General features: G+C 65.0%; 2 protein-coding genes. Both read left to right on the top strand.

The genetic code is table 11. The features are described from left to right. The first annotated feature begins 98 nt into the window (after window positions 1-98). Window positions 99-1,340 (top strand): IS21 family transposase, encoded by a 1,242-nt coding sequence (gene istA / locus JZ792_RS40950; RefSeq protein WP_216918339.1) that lies wholly within the window; start codon window positions 99-101, stop codon window positions 1,338-1,340. Beyond that, window positions 1,340-2,155 carry an IS21-like element helper ATPase IstB gene (istB, locus tag JZ792_RS40955; protein WP_216918342.1) on the top strand — a complete coding sequence of 272 codons (816 nt, stop codon included), beginning with the start codon at window positions 1,340-1,342 and terminating at the stop codon, window positions 2,153-2,155. Before istA ends, istB begins: the two co-directional genes overlap by 1 nt. The last annotated feature ends 77 nt before the right edge of the window (window positions 2,156-2,232 follow it).

Here is a 2,232-nt window from a genome sequence, read left to right on the forward strand (position 1 = left end):
TGTCGGCAGAACGTGAATACTGACCCCCGCGTGGCATCTGAAAACTGACCCCCTTGGTCGGTCACCCTGGCTCTCACCGAGTCAGGGAGGACGAAGGGATGCTAGCCGTGGAAGATTGGGCTGAGATTCGTCGTTTGCACCGGTCAGAGGGTGTTCCTATCAAGGCGATCGCCCGGCTGATGGGTGTTTCCCGTAACACCGTGCGTGCCGCGGTGGCCTCGGACAGGCCGCCGAAGTATGAGCGGCCGCCCAAGGGATCGATCGTGGACGCGGTCGAGCCGCAGATCCGTGAGTTGCTGAAGGCGTATCCGAGGATGCCGGCGACGGTGATCGCCGAGCGGATCGGCTGGACCCGCTCGGTCCGGGTGCTCTCGAGCCGCGTCGCCGAGCTGCGGCCGGCGTATCTGCCGCCGGATCCCGCCTCGAGGACAACGTATGTGGCCGGGGAGATCGCCCAGTGTGATTTCTGGTTCCCGCCGATCGAGTTGCCGGTCGGGTTCGGGCAGATTCGTGGCCCGAAGCAGTTGCCGGTCCTGACGATGGTCTCGGGGTATTCCCGCTGGTTGATGGCGATGTTGATCCCGTCACGGCATTCCGAGGATCTGTTCGCCGGTTGGTGGACACACATTCATCGTTTGGGCTCGGTGCCGAAGGTGCTGGTCTGGGACGGCGAAGGAGCGATCGGCCGCTGGCGCGGCGGCCGCACCGAGTTGACCGCGGAATGCCAAGCATTCCGGGGAACTCTGGGCACGAAAGTGATCGTTTGCAAGCCTGCCGACCCGGAGGCGAAAGGCATGATCGAGCGGGCCCATGACTATCTGGAGCGGTCGTTCCTACCGGGTCGATCATTCAGCAGCCCTACCGATTTCAATACTCAACTCGATAATTGGCTGGCGTTGGTGAATCGCCGGACCCGCCGCGCGTTGGGATGCGCACCGACCGATCGGATCACCGCGGACCGCCAGGCGATGCTGGAGTTGCCACCGGTCGCGCCCGAGACCGGGTGGCGACGGTCAGCGCGGCTGCCGCGCGATCACTACATCCGCTTGGATTCCAACGACTACTCGGTGCATCCGGCGGTGATCGGACGCCGGATCGAGATCCTCGCCGATCTGGACCGGGTCCGAGTGTTCTCCGGCGGCCGGATCGTGGCCGATCACGAACGGATCTGGGCCTGGCATCAAACCCTGTCCGACCCGACCCATGTCGAAGCGGCGAAAGTGTTGCGGCGCGGCCGGATCGGTGTCCTGCGACCGGCACCCGAACCCGAGGTCGAGCAACGTGTCCTGACCGATTACGACACCGCACTCGGTATCGATATCGAAGGCGGGGTCGCCTGATGCCCGCCAGGACCAGAACCGCCGCGAAAACATCGACCACGACACGGGATTTCACCGCTGAACTGAACTTCCTCACCCGCGCGCTGAAGGCGCCGTCGCTGCGCGAAGCCGCCCAACGGTTGCCCGAACGCGCCCGCGCCGAGAACTGGACCCACGAGGAGTTCTTGATCGCCTGCCTGCAACGGGAGGTGTCGGCTCGCGAGTCCCACGGCGGTGAGGGCCGCATCCGCTCGGCCCGATTCCCGCACCGCAAATCGTTGGAAGAGTTCGACTTCGGTCATTCCCGCGGGCTCAAACGCGATGTCATCGCTCACCTGGGCACCCTGGATTTCGTGACCGCCAAGGACAACGTCGTGTTCCTCGGTCCGCCCGGCACCGGCAAGACACATCTGGCGATCGGGTTGGCGATCCGCGCATGCCAAGCCGGGCATCGGGTCGCGTTCGCCACCGCCGCGCAATGGGTCTCGCGCCTGGCCGAGGCCCACCACAGCGGACGATTGCAGGCCGAACTGACCAAACTCGGCCGCTACCCGCTTCTGGTGGTCGACGAGGTGGGCTACATCCCGTTCGAGAACGAGGCCGCCAACCTGTTCTTCCAACTCGTCTCGTCCCGCTACGAACGCGCCTCGCTGATCGTGACCAGTAACAAGGTCTTCGGCCGGTGGGGCGAGGTCTTCGGCGACGACGTCGTCGCCGCCGCGATGATCGACCGCCTCGTCCACCACGCCGAGGTCATCGCGTTGAAAGGCGACAGCTACCGGCTCAAGGACCGCGACCTCGGCCGCGTCCCCACCGCCGGCACAACTGAAGACTGAAACCATCAACCCGACCGACCAAAAGGGGGTCAGAATTCCGGTGCCGAGAAGTGTCCAGGATTGGCGTTCCGTTGACA

This window comes from Nocardia noduli, assembly GCF_019038455.1.
In the GTDB taxonomy this organism is placed as follows: domain Bacteria; phylum Actinomycetota; class Actinomycetes; order Mycobacteriales; family Mycobacteriaceae; genus Nocardia; species Nocardia noduli.

Excerpts from the sequence above, each read along its gene's own strand:
- istA (WP_216918339.1), top strand. The coding sequence starts at position 99 with ATGCTAGCCGTGGAAGATTGGGCTGAGATTCGTCGTTTGCACCGGTCA.
- istB (WP_216918342.1), top strand. The coding sequence starts at position 1,340 with ATGCCCGCCAGGACCAGAACCGCCGCGAAAACATCGACCACGACACGG.